The organism is Microbacterium sp. PAMC21962 (assembly GCF_019443465.1).
Lineage (GTDB): Bacteria > Actinomycetota > Actinomycetes > Actinomycetales > Microbacteriaceae > Microbacterium > Microbacterium hominis.
The window spans coordinates 2,178,418-2,194,252 of sequence record NZ_CP080381.1 but is presented as its reverse complement, the minus strand read 5'-3'; the positions used below and the strand labels follow the sequence as shown (position 1 = coordinate 2,194,252).

General features: G+C 71.4%; 16 protein-coding genes. 7 read left to right on the top strand and 9 right to left on the bottom strand.

Translation table 11 applies throughout. The annotated features are described in order from the left end of the window. Positions 1-10 precede the first annotated feature (10 nt). A complete protein-coding gene (locus KY498_RS10515; protein ID WP_191009420.1) occupies positions 11-1,309 on the bottom strand; it encodes an MFS transporter in 1,299 nt (432 codons plus the stop codon). A 56-nt stretch (positions 1,310-1,365) separates the two neighbouring features. Here KY498_RS10515 and KY498_RS10510 point away from each other — a divergent pair, with 56 nt between their 5' ends. Then, positions 1,366-1,863 carry a transcriptional regulator gene (locus KY498_RS10510; RefSeq protein WP_223849544.1) on the top strand — a complete coding sequence of 166 codons (498 nt, stop codon included), beginning with the start codon at positions 1,366-1,368 and terminating at the stop codon, positions 1,861-1,863. 114 nt (positions 1,864-1,977) lie between these two features. On the opposite strand, the gene KY498_RS10505 is transcribed toward KY498_RS10510, so the two are convergent. After that, entirely contained in the window at positions 1,978-2,559 is a 582-nt protein-coding gene (locus KY498_RS10505) for a nitroreductase family protein (protein ID WP_061782202.1), read from the bottom strand. 189 nt (positions 2,560-2,748) lie between these two features. On the opposite strand from KY498_RS10505, the gene rraA reads away from it, so the two are divergent. The 3 genes from rraA to KY498_RS10490 all read left to right on the top strand — a co-directional run bounded on the left by rraA (position 2,749) and on the right by KY498_RS10490 (position 5,045). After that, positions 2,749-3,216, top strand: coding sequence for a ribonuclease E activity regulator RraA (gene rraA, locus KY498_RS10500; protein WP_060959715.1), 468 nt, complete (start codon positions 2,749-2,751; stop codon positions 3,214-3,216). Positions 3,217-3,284: 68 nt separating this feature from the next. Then, positions 3,285-3,665, top strand: coding sequence for a VOC family protein (locus KY498_RS10495; protein ID WP_060959714.1), 381 nt, complete (start codon positions 3,285-3,287; stop codon positions 3,663-3,665). 66 nt (positions 3,666-3,731) lie between these two features. Continuing rightward, positions 3,732-5,045, top strand: coding sequence for a cation:proton antiporter (locus KY498_RS10490; protein ID WP_101305375.1), 1,314 nt, complete (start codon positions 3,732-3,734; stop codon positions 5,043-5,045). Positions 5,046-5,055: 10 nt separating this feature from the next. Here the strand turns inward: KY498_RS10490 and KY498_RS10485 are convergent, their stop codons facing one another. Continuing rightward, a complete protein-coding gene (locus KY498_RS10485) occupies positions 5,056-6,144 on the bottom strand; it encodes an ABC transporter permease (RefSeq protein ID WP_060959712.1) in 1,089 nt (362 codons plus the stop codon). Then, positions 6,141-7,025, bottom strand: coding sequence for an ABC transporter ATP-binding protein (locus KY498_RS10480; protein WP_060959711.1), 885 nt, complete (start codon positions 7,023-7,025; stop codon positions 6,141-6,143). The genes KY498_RS10485 and KY498_RS10480 overlap by 4 nt, the downstream gene beginning before the upstream one ends. Positions 7,026-7,284: 259 nt before the next feature. Here KY498_RS10480 and KY498_RS10475 point away from each other — a divergent pair, with 259 nt between their 5' ends. Then, the gene (locus tag KY498_RS10475; protein ID WP_223848798.1) at positions 7,285-8,655 is read left to right on the top strand and encodes a hypothetical protein; all 1,371 of its coding nucleotides are present in this window, start codon (positions 7,285-7,287) and stop codon (positions 8,653-8,655) included. Positions 8,656-8,670: 15 nt separating this feature from the next. On the opposite strand, the gene KY498_RS10470 is transcribed toward KY498_RS10475, so the two are convergent. Both KY498_RS10470 and KY498_RS10465 read right to left on the bottom strand, forming a co-directional pair. Next, positions 8,671-9,354 carry a response regulator transcription factor gene (locus tag KY498_RS10470; protein WP_101305376.1) on the bottom strand — a complete coding sequence of 228 codons (684 nt, stop codon included), beginning with the start codon at positions 9,352-9,354 and terminating at the stop codon, positions 8,671-8,673. Further along, positions 9,351-10,604, bottom strand: coding sequence for a sensor histidine kinase (locus KY498_RS10465; protein ID WP_061782203.1), 1,254 nt, complete (start codon positions 10,602-10,604; stop codon positions 9,351-9,353). The genes KY498_RS10470 and KY498_RS10465 overlap by 4 nt, the downstream gene beginning before the upstream one ends. Positions 10,605-10,696: 92 nt before the next feature. Between KY498_RS10465 and KY498_RS10460 the strand changes: the two genes are divergently transcribed. Then, a complete protein-coding gene (locus KY498_RS10460; protein ID WP_191009421.1) occupies positions 10,697-11,146 on the top strand; it encodes a VOC family protein in 450 nt (149 codons plus the stop codon). Then, the gene (locus KY498_RS10455; protein ID WP_191009422.1) at positions 11,146-11,760 is read left to right on the top strand and encodes a dihydrofolate reductase family protein; all 615 of its coding nucleotides are present in this window, start codon (positions 11,146-11,148) and stop codon (positions 11,758-11,760) included. Before KY498_RS10460 ends, KY498_RS10455 begins: the two co-directional genes overlap by 1 nt. A gap of 49 nt (positions 11,761-11,809) precedes the next feature. On the opposite strand, the gene KY498_RS10450 is transcribed toward KY498_RS10455, so the two are convergent. The 3 genes from KY498_RS10450 to KY498_RS10440 all read right to left on the bottom strand — a co-directional run bounded on the left by KY498_RS10450 (position 11,810) and on the right by KY498_RS10440 (position 15,754). Next, complete coding sequence (locus KY498_RS10450) at positions 11,810-12,649, bottom strand: exodeoxyribonuclease III (RefSeq protein ID WP_191009423.1); 840 nt, start codon at positions 12,647-12,649, stop codon at positions 11,810-11,812. A 136-nt stretch (positions 12,650-12,785) separates the two neighbouring features. After that, positions 12,786-14,201, bottom strand: coding sequence for a Re/Si-specific NAD(P)(+) transhydrogenase subunit beta (gene pntB / locus KY498_RS10445; protein WP_191009424.1), 1,416 nt, complete (start codon positions 14,199-14,201; stop codon positions 12,786-12,788). Continuing rightward, positions 14,198-15,754, bottom strand: a complete 1,557-nt coding sequence (locus tag KY498_RS10440; RefSeq protein ID WP_191009425.1) for a Re/Si-specific NAD(P)(+) transhydrogenase subunit alpha — start codon at positions 15,752-15,754, stop codon at positions 14,198-14,200. Before KY498_RS10440 ends, pntB begins: the two co-directional genes overlap by 4 nt. Positions 15,755-15,835 lie beyond the last annotated feature (81 nt).

Genomic DNA, 15,835 nt, shown 5'->3' with positions numbered 1-15,835 from the left:
GTCCGCCGACTCAGGCGGCGTCCGCGGGGAGGGTCCGCATCCGCCAGAACGGGCCGATGACGACGGGCAGTGCCGACAGCAGCGCGCCGAGAGCGCCGATCCAGATCGTGGGGACGGTGCCGATGGCGGTGCCGAGAGCCCCGGCGGCCAGTGCGGCCAGCGGCATCACCCCCCAGACGCAGAAGCGGATCGAGGCGTTCATCCGCCCCAGCAGGCGCCGCGGGGTGATGCGCTGGCGGAACGTGACCTGCGTGATGTTGTAGAGCACGACGGCGAAGCTCATGGCCGCCCACTGCGCGGCGAGCAGCGCGAAGGCGGGACCCGAGGGCAGCAGCGCCGCGAGCGGCAGCGGGATCGTCGCCAGCGAGAACCCGATGGCGCTCAGCGGGATGGCGCGTGCCTCGCCGACGCGCGCGGCGATGCGGCCGGAGAGGGCGGCCCCGAGCAGCCCCCCGACCGCGCCGAGCGAGAACAGCAGGCCCATCACCGCGGGCGAGAACCCGAGCACGCGCAGGACGTAGATCGGCACGAGGGTGGAGACGATCGTCGAGAAGAGGTTCGAGATCGCCGTCGTCGCCACGATCCGCCGGAGCAGTCCGTGTCCCAGCACCCATCGCAGACCCTCCCCGATCTCGCGGTGCAGCGGCGCGCGGTCGACCGGGGAGCGGAGCACCTCATGGTCCCGCGTGAAGGCCAGGGAGGCCAGGGAGAGCACGTACGTGAGCGAGGTCGCCGCGATCGCGAAGGGCGCGGAGAGGATGCCGACGAGCCACCCGCCCGCCGCAGGGCCCGCGAGTCCGGCGAGCTGATTGGTCGACTCCAGCTTGCCGTTGGCCTCGGCGATCTGGTCCCCGCGCACGAGCGAGGGGACGATGCTCTGGTAGGACACGTCGAAGAACACGGTCGCGACTCCGACGGTCAGGGCCACGGCGTAGAGGTGCCACATCTCGAGCCGTCCGGTCAGATGCAGCAGGGGGACGACGGCGAGGGCGAGCGCCCGGGCGCCGTCGGCCACGATCATGACGCGACGCTTGCGCATGCGGTCGATCCACGCGCCGGCCGGGAGCCCCACGACGAGGAAGGCAGCCGTCGCCGCCGCAGTGAGATAGCCGACCTGGGCATCGGTCGCGTGCAGCAGGAGCACGGCGAGGACGGGGATCGCCAGCTCGACGACCTGCGCGCCGAACTGGCTGAGCGCCTGCCCCGACCACATCGTGAGGAAGTTGCGGTCGCGCCACAGCGAACCGCCGTGACCGGCGGGGGTCGGCGCGGGGATCGTCTCCGGCGCCGCGGCATCCGATTGGGACATGTCAATCAGTATGGGCTACTGATTGGGAAAGTCAATCAGTTGCTAGGATGAGGCGCATGGACGACGTCTCCGGCCGCGCGGCCGCGCGAGCACTCAGCTCCCCGCTGCGGATGCGCATCCTGCGACTGTGCCGATTCGATGCGCGCACCAACAAGGAGCTCGCCGACCTGCTCGAGGCCAATCCCGGCACGATGCTGCATCACGTCCGCACTCTGGTCGACGCCGGCTTCCTGCAGCCTCAGCCCGCTCGCGCCGGCGCGCAGGGGGCGCGGGAGGTCCCGTACCTGGCGACCGGCCGATCCTGGGACGCCGCCATGGACGACGGGGTGCCGATCATGATGGAGACCGTGCGGCAGCAGGTCGCGCTCGCCGATCCCGAGACGGTGCAGCTCGCGTGGCTGGGCCTGCGCCTGAACGCGGAGGCGAAGGACGAGCTCGACCGCCGCGTCACGGCGCTGCTCGACGAGTACAAGGATCGCCCGCCGGACGTCGACGGCGAGCCCTACTCGCTCGTCGTGATCACGCATCCCGACCTCAACCCGCCGCCGCGCTGATCACCCGCCCGGGTGAGACACACCTGCAGATGCGAAAAACCACTCCTGCACGTGTTTCTCGTGCGGGGAGTGGTTTCTCGCGGGGCCGGCGCGGCGGAGGCCGCGTGCCGGGCGTCAGTCGTTGGCGATCAGCGACTCGGCGATCGGACGGCGCACGCGCGGGGCCAGCTCGCGCTCGCGCAGCGCCTCGGGGGCGGCGTCGATGTCGCCCAGGGCGCCGACGGCCATCACGGTCACGGCGACGATGTCGTCGCCGAAGCCGAACGCCGCGGCGATCGCGTCGCGGTCGAAGCCGCCCATCTGGTGGGTGTGCAGGCCCGACGCGTGCGCCTGCACCGTGAAGTGCGCGGCGGCCTGGCCGGTGTCGTACGCGGCCCACGGCAGCGGCTTGCCGTCGAGGGCGGCCGACGAGGCGAACACGACGAGGGCAGCGGCATCCGTGGCCCACGACTGGTTGAAGCCCATCAGGGCGTCCACGATCTGCGCGTGCGCGGCCGAGCCGCGGCGGGCGACCACGAAGCGCCACGGCTGCGTGTTGTTGGCGGACGGCGCCCAGCGGGCGGCCTCGAGCGCGCTGGCGAGCGCATCCTCGTCGATGGGCGTCGCGGGGTCGAAGATGCGGGTGCTCCAGCGCTCGGCGAGGACGTCGAGAATCGGCGCGTCGGTGTCGGCGGGGTGTGCGGCGATGGTGCTCATGGTCGTCTCCTGAAGAAGGATGAAGGACGGTTTGTCGGTGGGACGCCATCGGCCCGGTCGATGCAACCGTATGCACACGCGATCTGTTCCCGCCGAGAAGGCGCCGGCTTTTGCCGTCCGCGGAAGGACCGCGGATCTTCCTCGGATGCCGAGGGCACCGGGGCCCGTCTCGGTCGTTACGGTGGCCCCATGACCATCGCGACGGCCGACCTGTACGACGAGCGCGGCGACGCGCTGGACTCCCTCGCCCTGCAGCTGCACGACATCGGCGGACGGGCGGCGTTCGACGGCCCGATCCGCACGATCCGCTGCCACCGTGACAACGCCCTCGTCAAGGCGACGCTCGCGACCCCCGGCGACGGCGCCGTGCTCGTGATCGACGGCGGCGGCTCGCTGGAGTCGGCGCTCGTGGGCGACCTGATCGCGGCATCCGCGGTCGAGAACGGCTGGGCCGGCCTCATCGTGCACGGTGCGATCCGCGACCGCGTCGCGATCGGCGCGCTCGATCTCGGTGTCAAGGCCCTCGGCTCGAACCCCCGCAAGAGCGCCAAGGCGGGCATCGGCGAGCTCGATGTGCCGGTGGAGATCGCCGGCGTCGTGTTCCGCCCCGGCGCGCACGTGTGGGCGGATGCCGATGGGATCCTCGTCGAGCGCTGAGGGTCTTGCGCGGTCCTCGCCGGAGGTCGATGCTGAGAGCGCCGCCGCATCCACTTCGGGAGTGTCAGATGATCGCGTTCGCCTCCGCCTTCTCCGGGTTCTCCGTCGACGACATCGACGCCGCGGAGGGGTTCTACCGTGAGGTGCTCGGCCTCGCCGTGCACCGCAACGCGATGGGCATCCTGGACATCGACCTCCCCGGAGGCGGCCGGGTCATCGCCTACCCGAAGCCCGATCACCGACCGGCTGCGTTCACCGTCCTCAACCTCGTGGTCGACGACGTCGACGCTGCGGTCGACGCGCTGAACGCGGCGGGCGTGGTGACCAAGATCTACACCGACCCGGATTTCGGCACCGATGAGCGCGGGGTCTCGCGCGGACGCGGCCCCGACATCGCGTGGTTCCGCGACCCCGCGGGAAACGTGCTCTCGGTGATCGTCACCGACTGAGGCGACGACTGGCAGACTGATCCCCGAACCGGGGCGTGCTCACCCCGCGCGACGAGAGGGTGAACGGTGCCGCTGATCTTCCTGCTGGGCTTCGTCGTGATCGGGCTCTGGTCGGTCGTCGCCCATCGCTTCGAGCGCACCGGCGTCGCCGGACCGGCCGTCCTCGCGGTCGCGGGGGCCGCGCTCGTGCTGATCGACGTGACGGGCTTCGCCGATGCCGTGGGCAGCGACTCCGCCGAGCACGTGGTCGAGCTGATCCTCGCCGTGCTGCTGTTCGTCGACGCCTGCGAGGTGAGCGGCGGCGTCTTCGGCGGCGAGGGCCGCATCATCGCGCGCCTCGTCCTCATCGCGTTGCCGCTGTCGCTGCTCGCCGTCGTGCTCAGCGGCGTCTTCCTGCTGCCGCAGCTCAGCGTCTTCGTGCTCATCGTCATCGCCTGCGTGATCATGCCCACCGATTTCGCCCCCGCCGCGACGCTGCTGCGCTCGCCGCGGATCCCCGCGCGGATCCGGCAGATCCTCAACGTCGAGAGCGGCTACAACGACGGTCTCGTCTCGCCGATCTTCGGCATGGGGCTGGCCGCGGCCATCGCGTGGCCCACGATCCTGGCGGCCGTGAACTCCGACACGCTGTCCGCGGAGAACGAGGCGCAGCTCGAGGAGCGCATGGGTGAGTTCTTCGAGGCCTTCTTCGGGGCGGTGCCCGCCACCCTGTTCGCGATCGTCGTCGGCGCCGTGATCGGCGGGGTGTTCGGGTTGTGCGTCCGTTGGGCGTCGCGTCGCGGCTGGGCGGATGCGCCCGGCATCCGCTACGTCATGCTGCTCGTGCCGCTGATCACGTTCGGCGTCGCCACGCTCAGCGCCGTCGCGGCGAACGGGTTCGTCGCGGCCTTCGTCGCGGGCATCGTGTACCGGCTGGCCCGTACGCGGCGGACCGACGAGCGCACGATCCCGCACCAGGAGGTGCTGTTGGTCGAAGAGGCGGGCACCCTCGCCGCCAACATCGTGTGGTTCGTCCTCGGCGCCATGACGACGGTCGTCGTGTTCAACGGCTTCGACGCGCGTTTGCTGGTGATGGTCGTGCTCGCCCTGACGCTGTTCCGCGTCGTCCCCGTGTACGCGGCGCTGCTCGGCTCGTCGCTGTCGTGGGGCTCGCGCACGTTCGTCGGCTTCGTCGGTCCGCGCGGCACGGCGACGATCGTCTTCGGCCTGCTCGCCTTCAACAAGCTCCCCGACACCGAGGCCTACGACGTCCTCGCGGTGATGGTCCTCACCGTCGTCGGCAGCATCCTCCTGCACGGGATCGTCATCCCGCAGGTCGTGAATCGGCGGATGCCGGTGCTCGCGTCGTCCGCGCAGCCACCGGCATCCGCCGAGCACTGATCCTGCGCGGTCAGCCCGCGAGGGCCTCCGAGAGCTTCACGCGCGCGCCCATCCGCAGCAGCGAGTTCTGGTAGATCTTCGCGCCCACCCAGATCGCCGCGGCGCAGGTGACGAGCATGATCGCGAGCGAGAGCACCGGCTCCCACCACTGCGCATCGCCGAGGAAGATGCGCACCGGCATCCCGACGGGGGCGGAGAACGGCACGTACGACATGATCGTCATCACCAGCGGGTTGTCGTTGAAGAAGATGACGAGGAAGTACGGCGCCATCACGAGCATGGTCAGCGGGGTGGTGGTCGAGCCGATGTCCTCCATCCGCGAGACCATCGCGGCGGCGGCGGCGAACAGTGCCGCCAGCAGGATGAAGCCGAACAGGAAGAACACCGTGAACCAGGCGAGCGGCGCACCGAGCCCCGCCAGCAGATCGCTCTGCCCCGTGACCGTGAGCCCCACGATCGCGATCGCGGCGAGGCCGATGATCTGACCCATCGCGAGGATCGTGTTGCCGATCACCTTGCCGGCCAGCAGCGCCCGCACGGGCACCGCCGAGATCAGCAGCTCGACGACACGCGTCTGCTTCTCCTCCACCACCGACTGCGCGATCGTCGAGCCGAAGGTGAGGGCGGCCATGAAGAAGATGATCCCGAACCCGAGGGCGACCAGGTAGCGCAGCGCCGGGTTCGTGCCCGACGGGTCGATCAGCTCCACCTGCGGCGTCAGGCTGAGCACCTGCAGCAGCGACGTCGGAGCCGCATCCTTGGCGACGACGGTGTAGTCGAACGGTGCCGCACCGCCGGGGATCAGCGCCGCCTCGACGGTGCCGTCCTGCACGAGGGCGCGGGCGGCCGCGGCATCCGCGACCTCCGTCGGGTTCAGGGCGGGGTTGTCGGCGACCGACGCCGCGGTCTCGGCGGTCACCGCGATCGGCGTGCGATTGTCGGACTGCGCGGAGAACCCTCCCCAGAGCACGCCGACGAGCGCGAGCACGAAGAGGATGCCGGTGGAGATGAGGTACGCCTTGCTGCGGAGCTTCGAGCCGACCTCGCGCTCGGCGACGAGCCACGTGCTCTGGGCGAAGGACGGAGCGCTGGTGTTCACTGGATGACCTCCTTGAAGATCTGGGCGAGAGAGGGCTGCTTCGGGGCGAAGCTCGCGACGGCGCCCGCGGCGACGGCACGGTGCAGCACGCGCTGGGCGGCGGCGTCGTCGTCGACGTCGAAGAGGGCGTAGCCGCCGTCGAACGAGAGCACGTCGACGCCGGGCTCATCGCGCAGCCACCCCAGGTCTCCCGCCGAGACGAGCTCGTAGCGATGCTGGGCGTGCTCCGCGCGCAGCGCGTCGCGCGTGCCGGCCGCGCGGATCGTGCCGCCCGCGATGATCACGAGGTCGTCGCAGAGGCGCTCGACGACGTCGAGCTGGTGCGAGGAGAAGAGCACGGCGGCGCCCTCGGCGGCGCGCGCCTGGAGCACACCGGCCACGACGTCGACGGCCATCGGATCGAGGCCCGAGAACGGCTCGTCGAGGATGAGCACCTGCGGATCGTGCACGAGCGCGGCCGCGATCTGGGCGCGCTGCTGGTTGCCGAGCGAGAGCGTCTCGACGTTGTCGCGCAGGCGCTCGCCGAGTCCCAGCTCGACCAGGAGCGCCTCGGCGCGCGCCGTCGCCTCGGCCTTGTCGAACCCGTGCAGCCGGGCCAGGTAGACGATGTGCTCGAGCACGCGCATCTTCGGGTACAGGCCGCGTTCCTCGGGCATGTAGCCGAACCGGCGCCGGTCGGCCGCCGTGACGGGGGCGCCGTCGAGGGCGACCTCGCCGCCGTCGCGGCCGAGCACGCCGAGCACGATGCGCATCGTCGTGGTCTTTCCCGCGCCGTTGCCGCCGACGAATCCCGTCAGACGGCCCGAGGGCACCCGGAAGCTCACGTCGTCGAGCACACGCGTGGTGCCGTAGCTCTTGGTGATGCCGGTCAGTTCGAGCATGTTCTCCTCCTCACGCGGCGCTGTCGGGGAGGGGGTCGTCCCGCGCCGTCGCCGTCGTCTCCACGCTAGGGAGAACGGATGCCGCAGACCTCCCCCGCACGGTGGGGATCCGGCTCGCCTCCGCTGTCGGGGAGGCCGCGGCATCCGTCGCGCGGGGGAGTTCTCACGGCGCAGAACCGCGGTGCACTCGGCGAATTGTCAGGAACAGGTAACACCGCGTCCACCATTCCCCCAGGTGATCTCTTCTACACTCTGTCGGGTGACGAGCGCTCCTGAGGTGACCCGCGCCCTCGGCGCCCGTGTATCCGACCGTGCTCGGGAATGGTGGCCCCGGGCCCTCCATTTCGCGTTCACGCGTCGCGGCCTGCTCATCGGCTTCGCCGTCGTGCACGCGCTCTTCTTCCTGGCGCTGCTGAAGGTCATGATCTTCGGCGGCACCGAGGGCGACCTCCCGCTGTACCGTCTGTGGGCCGAGCAGGCCATGCACGGCCACTGGCCCGTCATCGACATGCCCTGGGTCTACCCGGCCGGGGCTCTCGCGCCGATCATGGCGGCCATCGTCGCCGGCCCGTGGAACTACCAGCTCGTCTGGCTGCTCATGATGGTCGGGGCGAACTTCGTCGCCGTCCTGGCCCTCACCGACAACCTCCGCAACCGCAAGGGCTACGTCGCCGCCTGGTACTGGCTCGCGATCCAGGTGCTGCTGGCGCCCGTGTCGATGCTGCGCCTCGAGGGCTTCGCCGCGCCGCTGGCCATCGCCGGTCTCGTCTGGCTCGTGCGTCGTCCGTTCGTCGCGGGCGTGCTCATCGCCGCCGCGACGTGGATCAAGGTGGCCCCCGCCGCCCTCGCGGCGGCGGCCGTCGTGGTGTCGTCGATGCGGATGCGGATCATCGCCGGCGGCCTGGCGCTGAGCGCCGCCATCGCCGGCATCGTCGTCGCCCTCGGCGGCGGCGCGAACCTCTTCAGCTTCGCGACCATCCAGGGCGACCGCGCCCTCCAGCTCGAGGCCCCCGTCGCCACCCCGTGGGTGTGGGCGACGGTGCTGGGTCTGCCGGGCGCGCAGATCCACCAGAACTACGTGCTGGCCACCCGTGAGGTCGCCGGCCCCGGCGCGGCCGCCGCCGGCGTGCTCGTCGGCTACGCGATGCCGATCGCGTTCGCCGTCATCGTCGTGCTCCTGTGGCGCGCGCGTCGCCGTGCGGTGCAGGAGGGCGCGCTGTCGCTCATCGGCGAGCAGCACCTCATCCTCCGCGGGGCGTTCGCGCTCACGTCGGCGCTGATCGTCTTCAACAAGGTGGGCTCGCCGCAGTACATGCTGTGGCTGGCGCCCATCGTCGCGGCCGGGCTGCTGATCGATCGCAAGGCGTGGACCTCGGTCGCCGTCTGGCTGGCCGTCACCTGCTTCCTGACGACGCTCGTGTTCCCGGTGCTCTACCTGCCGCTGATCGATGCGCACCCGTTCGCCGCGGGCGTGCTGCTCGCGCGCAACGTCCTGCTGGTCGGTCTGTTCGGCTGGAGCCTCGTGGCGCTGTGGCGCCCCGACGCCACCCTGGTGTCGCTGCGCGAGCGTCTCTCGCGGGCCGCCACCACGGCGACGACCGGTTCGATCCCCGTCGCCATCCGCGGCTGACCCACCCGGCGCCGGTCAGACCAGACCGTGCCGGTGGGCGTAGACCACCGCGGCGACCCGGTCACGGGCGCCGAGCTTCTGCAGCACGTTCGAGACGTGCGTCTTCACCGTCGCCTCTCCGATGAACAGCGCCGTCGCGATCTCGGCGTTGCTGCGCGCGTCGGCGAGCAGCCGCAGCACCTCCGCCTCGCGATCGGTCAGCTCTGCGACCAGCGCGGCGCGCGGCTTCTGCGCCGCGGGCGCCGCCGACGGGGCCGCGTACGCGGGGGATGCCGCGAAGCGCTCGATCACGCGGCGCGTCACGGCGGGCGCGAGCAGCGCGTCGCCGGCTGCCGCGACACGCACGGCGGTGACGAGCTCTTCGGGGCCGGCGTTCTTCAGGAGGAAGCCGCTCGCGCCGGCGTGCAGCGCCTGGAAGAGGTAGTCGTCGCGGTCGAAGGTGGTCACGATGACCACGACCGCGTCGACGTCGGGATCGGAGACGATCCGGCGGGTCGCCTCGAGGCCGTCCATGTCGGGCATCTGCACGTCCATGCAGATGACGTCGGGTCGCAGGGCGGATGCCGCGGTCAGCGCTTCGGCGCCCGATCCCGCCTCCCCGACGACGACGATGTCGCCCTGCGCCTCGAGGATCATGCGGAACCCCGCACGCATCACGGCGTGGTCGTCGACGAGCAGCACGCGCACGGGGGCGCTCACGACCGCGCCTCCTTCGCCCGCGCCGGCACGCGCACCCGGACGAGGAACCCGCCGCGCGGGCGTGGACCGGCCTCGAGGGTGCCGCCCGACGCGGCCGCGCGCTCGCGCATGCCGACGATGCCCAGCCCCGCGCGCCCGGCGACGTGCTCGCGGCCGCTGTTGGCGACCTCGAGCTCGACGTGGTCGTCGGCGAAGCGCAGGCGGACATCGGCCGCGGCATCCGGCCCGCCGTGGCGACGGGCATTGGTGAGCGCCTCCTGCGCGATGCGGTAGAGGTTCACCTGCACGAGCTCGGGCGGCTCGACGGCGTCGCCGACGACGGCGAAGGTCGTCGGCATCCCGTTGTCGTTGGCGTGCGCCACCAGCTCGGGGATCGACGCGAGGCGCACCGTCGACGCCGCGGGGGTGTCGGCGTCGGGCGTGCGCAGCGTCTCGAGCAGCTGACGCAACTCGCTCAGGGCCTCGCGGGCGGACGCCTCGACCGTCACGAGCGCCTCGCGGGCGGCGTCGGCGTCGTGATCGAGCACGGTGCGGGCGGCGCCGGCCTGCACCCCCATGGCCGAGACGTGGTGGGCGACGACGTCGTGCAGCTCGCGCGCGATGCGCACCCGATCGAGGGCGACGGCCTGCGCGGCGGTCAGTTCGCGTTCGCGTTCGAGCTCTCGCGTGCGCTCTTCCAGCACGGCGCGCGAGCGCGCGTCGGCCCAGGCCCGCTCCCCGAAGAAGAACGCGCCGCCGAAGAACGCCACGTTCACGAGGAACTGGATGATCATCCACGCCGCGAACGGGGAGAACAGTCCGGCGCGCGACGGGCCGGCGCCGTCCGGGTCGATCGCCGCCTGGAACGTCGTCACGAGCAGCCAGAGGAACATCCCGACCACGACGGCCAGCCGCACGACGGTCGCGCGTCGACGGTCGCTCACCCAGGCGCCCACGGTGTACATCGCGATGAACACCGCGACGTTACTGACGTACACCTCGGGGATGCGGGCCGAGACGCCCACGAAGAAGGCGAGTGCCACCACGATCAGCGTGATCTCCGGGAAGCGACGACGCAGCGCGAGCGGGAGCGTGAGGGCGGCGACGTACACCAGGGCCCATCCGAAGGCGGGCGTGTCCTCGCCGTAGAACCCCGCGACCTTCCCGAGCCAGGCGCTGATCACCGCACTGACGAGCAGCGCCAGCGCGAGCCAGACGTCGTTGCGCCGCTGGGCGGGCGTCGTCGTGCGGTCGAGGTCGGTCGAGCTCATCCCTCCACGCTAGGGCGAGGCGGATGCCGCGGCATCCCCCGTGCGACGGAGAGGGTCTCGACGCGGCGGGCGGCGCGGTGCATGCTCGCTGTATGACGAGCATCTTCGTGAACATCCCGACGAGCGACCTCGAGCGCAGCATGGACTTCTACCGGGCCCTCGGCTGCGACATCAACCCGAACTTCACCGACGAGAACGCCGCGTGCGTCGTCTGGTCGGGCGACATCTACTTCATGGTGCTGCGCCGCGAGTACTTCGCGACCTTCACCGACAAGCCGGTGGGCGAGCCGAAGGAATGGGCCCAGACGTCGTTGTCGTTCTCGCGCGACTCGCGGGAGGACGTCGACGCGATCGTCGAGGCCGGCGTCGCCGCCGGCGGCACCGAGCCGCGCCCCGCCCAGGACTACGGCTTCATGTACAGCCGCGATCTCGACGATCCCGACGGCAACAGCCTCGGCTTCCTGTACATGGATCCCGTCGCCGCCGAGCAGGGGCCGCCGACGGACGCCGATGCGCCGGGCGGCGACGCGGACGGCGCGTGATGCGCGGGCGGATCGTCATCGACCTGTTCACGACGCTCGACGGCGTCGCCCAGGCACCGGGCGGCCCCGAGGAGGACACCAGCGGCGGGTTCCCGTTCGGCGGATGGCAGGCGCCGTTCGAGGATGCCGTCATCGGCGAGGACGTCGGCAGCGGCATCCGTCGGATGGACGCCCTCCTGCTGGGACGACGCACCTATGACATCTTCGCCGGGTACTGGCCGCACCACACCGACGGGCCCGAGGGGTTCATCGGTCGGCACTTCGATGCCATCCCGAAGTATGTGGCGACCCGGGCCGGCCTCGAACCGGGGTGGGCGGGCACGAGTGTGCTGACGGGCCCGGATGCCGAGGTCGTCGCGGCCGTCGACGCGCTGCGCGACCGCCACGCGGAGGTGCACGTGATCGGCAGCGTCGACTTCGCCCAGACCCTGCTGCGCGCCCGCGTCTACGACGAGCTGAAGCTGTGGGTGCATCCGGTGGTGCTCGGACAGGGCAAGAAGGTGTTCCCGGACGCAGCCGCACCGGCGCGGCTGCGGTTGATCGCCCCGGCCGTGTCGGGCCCCACCGGCACGCTGCTGCTGCGCTACGCGCCCGACGGCGACGTCACGACCTGACCCCCGGTCGTTGAGCGAGCGCAGCGAGTCGAAACGCGCGAGCGCCCGGTCACCAGATCATCGGCCGGTCGTCGTCGTCCGGGCCCTCGAGGTCGAGGTCGACGACGACCGGTACGTGATCGCTGGGAATCTCGCCCTTGCGCTCGTCGCGATGGATGGCGGCCGCGGTCACCGCGTCGGCGAAGGCGTGCGAACCGAGGATGAAATCGATGCGCAGACCCTCATTGCGCGGGAAGCGCAGCTGCTTGTAGTCCCAGTAGGTGTAGCCCGTGGGAACGAGCGGACGGACGGTGTCGGCCAGTCCGGCATCGAGGAGCGCCTGGAACGCGGCGCGCTCGGGCGGCGAGACGTGGGTGGTCACGCCCTCGACGACGGTGGGGTCGCCGTTGTCGGCATCCGTCGGGGCGATGTTGAAGTCGCCGGTGAGCGCCAGCGCCCGGTCGGGGTCGGCGGCGAGCGTGTCGGCGGTGTAGCCGCGGAGCGCCTCCAGCCAGTCGAGCTTGTAGCGGTAGTGCGGGTCGTCGAGTCCGCGACCGTTGGGCACATAGAGGCTCCAGACCTCGACGCCGCCGATCTTGGCACCGAGCGCGCGGGCTTCGAGAGGAGCGCCGGGACCGTCGTGGCCCTTCGCGAAGCCGGGCATACCGGCGAACCCGACCTGCAGTTCCTCGATCGGCTCACGGCTGGCGATCGCGACGCCGTTCCACTGGTTGAGCCCGTGCGCCTCGACGGTGTAGCCCGCCTCTTCGAACGCCTCGTACGGGAACTGCTCGGGCTTGCACTTGATCTCCTGCATCGCCAGCACGTCGATGCCCTCGCGGACGGCGAAGTCGACGGTGCGGACGACGCGGGCGCGGATCGAGTTGACGTTCCAGGTGGCGATGCGCATGGCATCCAGCGTATTGGCCCCCGCCGACGCGCCGGTCACCCGGCGTCCGCCTGCACAACTCCTCCCCAGCCGGCGGCAGTGCTGTCTCGGTACCCGCGCCGCGCGCTTCCGGCGGAGTTGTGCAGGCAGACTCGGGTCACAGCGCCCGCAGGATGTCCTCCACCCGTTGCTTGGCGTCGCCGAACAGCATCTGCGTGTTGTCGCGGAAGAACAGCGGGTTCTGCACGCCGGCGTAGCCCGAGGCCATCGACCGCTTGAACACGATGACGTTCCGCGCCTCCCACACGTGCAGCACCGGCATGCCGGCGATGGGCGAGCCCGGGTCTTCGGCCGCGGCCGGGTTGACCGTGTCGTTCGCCCCGATCACGAGCACCACGTCGGTGTCGGCGAAGTCGTCGTTGATCTCATCGAGCTCCAGCACGATGTCGTACGGGACCTTGGCCTCGGCCAGCAGCACGTTCATGTGGCCCGGCAGGCGCCCGGCGACGGGGTGGATGCCGAAGCGCACCTCGACGCCCCGCTCGCGCAGCCGCTTCGTGAGGTCGGCGACTGGGTACTGCGCCTGGGCGACGGCCATGCCGTAGCCGGGGGTGATGATGACCGACCGGGCGTCGCGGAGGAGCTCGGCGACGGCCGCGGCATCCGTCTCGTGGTGTTCGCCCTCCTCGGCGTCGGCACTCCGGGGCGCCTCGATGCCGAACCCGCCGGCGATGACCGACAGGAACGACCGGTTCATCGCCCTGCACATGATGTACGAGAGGTACGCACCCGACGAGCCCACGAGGGCGCCGGTGACGATCAGCAGGTCGTTGTTCAGGAGGAAGCCCGCCGCGGCCGCCGCCCAGCCGGAGTAGCTGTTGAGCATCGAGACGACGACCGGCATGTCGCCGCCGCCGATCGAGGCCACCAGGTGCCAGCCGAGAGCGAGGGCGAGCACGGTCACGGCGACGAGCAGCCAGATCGACGGGGTCGCGACGTACCAGACGGTCAGGGCGAGGAACAGCACGAGCGCGCCGACGTTGAGGGTGTTCTTGCCGGGCAGCATGAGCGGCTTCGACGACATGCGCCCCGAGAGCTTTAGGAAGGCGACGATCGAGCCGGTGAAGGTCACGGCGCCGATGAACACCCCGATGAACACCTCCGCGTGGTGGATGCCGACGAGCTCGGGCGCGATCCCGTCGGCGTACAGGTGGCCGTTCCAGCCGACGAGCACGGCCGCGAGGCCCACGAAGGAGTGCAGCAGGGCGATGAGCTCGGGCATGCCGGTCATCTCGACCACGCGCGCCCGCCACAGGCCGATGGCGCCGCCGACCACGACCGCGGCCACGAGCAGCCCGACCCCGAGCGCGGCGGTCGCGCCGTCGGGCAGGAGGGTGCCGTTCGCGATGACGAGCACGAGAGTGGCGAGCAGGGCGATCGTCATGCCGGCGATGCCGTAGACGACGCCGCGACGGGCGGTCTCCTGTTTGCTGAGGCCGGCGAGGGCGAGGATGAACAGCAGCGCCGCGACGATGTACGCGGCGGTCGAGACGGACTGGGCGAGCGCGGTCACTTCTGGTCGCCCTTCTGGAACATGGCGAGCATGCGACGGGTCACCGCGAAGCCTCCGAAGATGTTGATGGATGCCAGGAGCACCGCGATCGCCGCGAGCACCTGCACTACGGGGTTCGGCACGACGATCTGGCTCATGGCGCCGACGACGATGATGCCGCTGATCGCGTTGGTGACGCTCATCAGCGGCGTGTGCAGGGCGTGGGCGACCTTGCCGATGACGTAGAAGCCGATGACGACCGACAGGGTGAGAACGAGGATGTGCTGCGGCAGGGGCGCGGGCGCGACGGCGCACACGAGGAACAGCGCGGCGATGCCGGCGACGATCAGACCGGTCTTCGCTCCCGCCGAGAGCCCCTTCTTGGCGGCCGGCGCGGGGGTGGATTCCGCCGCATCCGCCCCCGGCGTCGCGGGCGCGGCCGAGACCTGCACGGGCGGCGGCGGCCAGGTGACGGCGCCGCCGCGCGTGACGGTGACGGCGCGCTGCACGACGTCGGTGTCGTCGATCGTGAGCTGCCCGTCCTTGCCGGGGGTGAGGAGGGCGAGCAGGTTCAGCAGGTTGGTGCCGTAGAGCTGCGACGCCTGTTGGGGGAGGCGTCCGGCGAGGTCGGTGTAGCCGAGGATGATGACGCCGTTCGCCGTGACGACGCGCTCGCCGGCGACGGAACCCTCGACGTTGCCGCCCTGGCCCGCGGCCATGTCGACGATGACGCTGCCGGGCTTCATCGCCGCGACGTCGGCGGCGGTGATCAGTCGCGGGGCGGCGCGACCCGGGATGAGCGCCGTCGTGATGACGATGTCGACGTCGGCGGCCTGGTCGCTGTACAGCTTCGCGGCCGCGGCGTCGTAGGCGGCGCTGGTGGCCTTGGCGTAACCGTCGGCCGAGACCTCCTTCTGCTCGTCGGGCACGACGACCTCGAGGTAGGTGCCGCCGATCGAGGCGACCTGGTCGGCGACCTCGGGGCGCGGGTCGGTGGCGCGGACGATCGCGCCGAGGCTCGAGGCGGCGCCGATCGCGGCGAGTCCGGCGACGCCCGCGCCGGCGACGAGCACCTTGGCGGGCGGGACCTTGCCGGCGGCGGTGACCTGCCCGGTGAAGAAGCGGCCGAACTCGTTCGCGGCCTCGACGACGGCGCGGTAGCCCGCGATGTTGGCCATGGAGCTGAGCACGTCCATCGACTGCGCACGCGAGATGCGCGGCACGGCGTCCATGGCGAGGGCCGTCACGCCGCGGGCGGCGAGGGCGGCGAGCAGGTCGGGGTTGAGCGCGGGGCTCAGGATGCCGATGAGCGTCGCCCCCGGCTGCAGCAGCGCGATCTCGGCATCCGTCGGGGCCGCGACCGACAGGACGACGTCGGCGCCCCAGGCCTCGTCGCGGGTGGCGATGGTCGCACCGGCGGCGGTGTAGGCGGCATCCGGGAACGACGATGCCGCGCCCGCGCCCGCCTCGACGCTCACGTCGTAGCCGAGCGCTCGGATCTTGCCGACGGTGGTGGGGGAGGCGGCGACGCGGGTCTCGCCGTCCCGCTCGCGGACGATGCCGATACGGGCCATGGTGCTCCTTCGATCGGGTCGGGCGGAGCGTCCGGGATCGCCCGGGCACCGCGCCGGGTGACGTTCCCGACTCTAGGGCGC

Excerpts from the sequence above, each read along its gene's own strand:
- KY498_RS10515 (WP_191009420.1), bottom strand. The coding sequence starts at position 1,309 with ATGTCCCAATCGGATGCCGCGGCGCCGGAGACGATCCCCGCGCCGACC.
- KY498_RS10510 (WP_223849544.1), top strand. The coding sequence starts at position 1,366 with ATGGACGACGTCTCCGGCCGCGCGGCCGCGCGAGCACTCAGCTCCCCG.
- KY498_RS10505 (WP_061782202.1), bottom strand. The coding sequence starts at position 2,559 with ATGAGCACCATCGCCGCACACCCCGCCGACACCGACGCGCCGATTCTC.
- rraA (WP_060959715.1), top strand. The coding sequence starts at position 2,749 with ATGACCATCGCGACGGCCGACCTGTACGACGAGCGCGGCGACGCGCTG.
- KY498_RS10495 (WP_060959714.1), top strand. The coding sequence starts at position 3,285 with ATGATCGCGTTCGCCTCCGCCTTCTCCGGGTTCTCCGTCGACGACATC.
- KY498_RS10480 (WP_060959711.1), bottom strand. The coding sequence starts at position 7,025 with ATGCTCGAACTGACCGGCATCACCAAGAGCTACGGCACCACGCGTGTG.
- KY498_RS10465 (WP_061782203.1), bottom strand. The coding sequence starts at position 10,604 with ATGAGCTCGACCGACCTCGACCGCACGACGACGCCCGCCCAGCGGCGC.
- KY498_RS10460 (WP_191009421.1), top strand. The coding sequence starts at position 10,697 with ATGACGAGCATCTTCGTGAACATCCCGACGAGCGACCTCGAGCGCAGC.
- KY498_RS10455 (WP_191009422.1), top strand. The coding sequence starts at position 11,146 with ATGCGCGGGCGGATCGTCATCGACCTGTTCACGACGCTCGACGGCGTC.
- KY498_RS10450 (WP_191009423.1), bottom strand. The coding sequence starts at position 12,649 with ATGCGCATCGCCACCTGGAACGTCAACTCGATCCGCGCCCGCGTCGTC.
- KY498_RS10440 (WP_191009425.1), bottom strand. The coding sequence starts at position 15,754 with ATGGCCCGTATCGGCATCGTCCGCGAGCGGGACGGCGAGACCCGCGTC.